Annotated in this window: 2 protein-coding genes; both read left to right on the top strand. The window is 74.9% G+C overall.

Features of this window, described 5'->3' with window-relative positions; genetic code table 11:
• A partial coding sequence (locus GTW43_RS07685) for a PucR family transcriptional regulator (RefSeq protein WP_161300877.1) occupies nucleotides 1-408 on the top strand: 408 nt, incomplete at its 5' end.
• A gap of 142 nt (nucleotides 409-550) precedes the next feature.
• Nucleotides 551-1788 (top strand): AMP-binding protein (locus GTW43_RS07680; protein ID WP_161300876.1); only part of this gene is annotated, 1238 nt, incomplete at its 3' end.

Here is a 1788-nt window from a genome sequence, read left to right as displayed (position 1 = left end):
ATCTCCCCGGTCTTCGAGGAGCTGCCCGGGGCCGACCAGGGCCTGCGCCTCGCCCGGCGGGCTCTGGCGACACTGGCGCCGGGCGGCCGCGAGGTCGCCGAACTCGACGAGCGCCTCGTGCACGCGGCCCTCGGCGCCGAGCCGGAGATCACCGGCCGGCTGACCGCGCGCTACCTCGAGGGCGTGCTCACCAGCGGCACCGAACGCCCCGAACTGCTCGGCACGCTGCGCGTGTGGCTCGACACCGGCTGCTCGGCCTCCCGCACGGCCGCCCGGCTCTTCTGCCATCGCAACACCGTCCTCAACCGCATCGGCCGCGTCGCCGAACTCACCGGCTGGCCCGCCGAGTCGGGCGAGGCCCGCCTCGGCTGGGCCCTCGCCCTGCGGGCCCTGGAGCTCACCTCCTGACCGCGGCGCGGCCCGTCCGCACGTGGCCGCTGCCCAGCGCACGGGCCGGGACGCTGGGCCGATGCCCATGGCTCCCGCGCCGCGGCGTGCCGGAAGCTGAGGCGGCCCGCCCTCACCAGCCGTACGGAGCAAGGGAGCCGCCGTGCAACTGAGCGTCGCCGCCGTCCTCAAGGAGTCCGCCGCACGCCACCCCGACCGCATCGCCGTGGTCGACGGAGACGTCCGCATCAGCTACCGCGCCCTGTGGGACGACGCACTCCGCTTCGCCGCCCGGCTGCGCGCCCGTGGCGTCGCGCCGGGCGACCGCGTCGCCCTGCTGCTGCCCAACACGGCCGACTTCCCGCGCGCTTACTACGGTGCGCTCGCCGCGGGCGCCACCGTCGTGCCCGTGCACGCGCTGCTCGTCGCGGACGAGGTGACGTACGTGCTCCGGCACAGCGGCTGCCGGGTGATCGTCACCGGCGACCCGTACGCCGAGGTGGCCGAGGCGGCCGGTGCGGCGGCGGGGGCCGAGGTCCTGCGCGTCGCGTACGAGGGCGAGGAGCCGGCCCCTGCCGAGCCGCGGGACGGCGACGACACCGCCGTGATCCTCTACACCAGCGGCACCACGGGCCGGCCCAAGGGAGCCCTGCTCACCCACGCCAACCTGGTGCTCAACGCGAGCATCTGCGCCCAGGACCTCTTCGCGCTCACCCCCGACGACGTGGTCCTCGGATGTCTGCCGCTCTTCCACAGCTTCGGTCAGTCCTGCGCCATGAACACCACCCTGCGCGCGGGCGCCACCCTCGTCCTGTGCCCGCGCTTCACCGGCCCCCGCGCCCTGGACCTGCTCACGCGCGAGGGCGTGACCGTCTTCATGGGCGTGCCGACGATGTACCACGCGCTCGTCGAGGCCGCCGGGACCGGGCGACGGGCGCCCGTCGCCCTGCGCATGGCCGTCTCCGGCGGCGCCGCCCTGCCCGTCGCCCTCTTCGAGCGTTTCGAGGCCGCCTTCGACACCGTGCTCCTCGAGGGGTACGGGCTGACCGAGACCTCGCCCGCCGCCACCTTCAACCAGCCCGCGTTCGGCCGCAGGCCCGGCACGGTCGGCCATCCCGTCTGGGGCGTCGAGGTGGGCGTCGCCGAGGCGGACACCGACGACCGCGTCGTCCTGCTGCCCGACGGCCAGGTCGGCGAGGTCGTGCTGCGCGGGCACAACATCTTCGCCGGTTATCTCGACGACCCGGAGGCGAGCGCCGCCGCGCTCGTCGACGGCTGGTTCCGCACCGGGGATCTCGGCGTGCGCGCCCCGGAGGGGTATCTGAGCATCGTCGACCGCAAGAAGGACCTCATCATCCGCGGCGGGTTCAACGTCTACCCGCGCGAGGTCGAGGAGGTGCT

Origin of the sequence: Streptomyces sp. SID5785 (assembly GCF_009870065.1) — a bacterium.
Taxonomy (GTDB): domain Bacteria; phylum Actinomycetota; class Actinomycetes; order Streptomycetales; family Streptomycetaceae; genus Streptomyces.
Note: the sequence above shows the minus strand (reverse complement) of the source record. Positions and strands in the feature narration are given on the sequence as shown.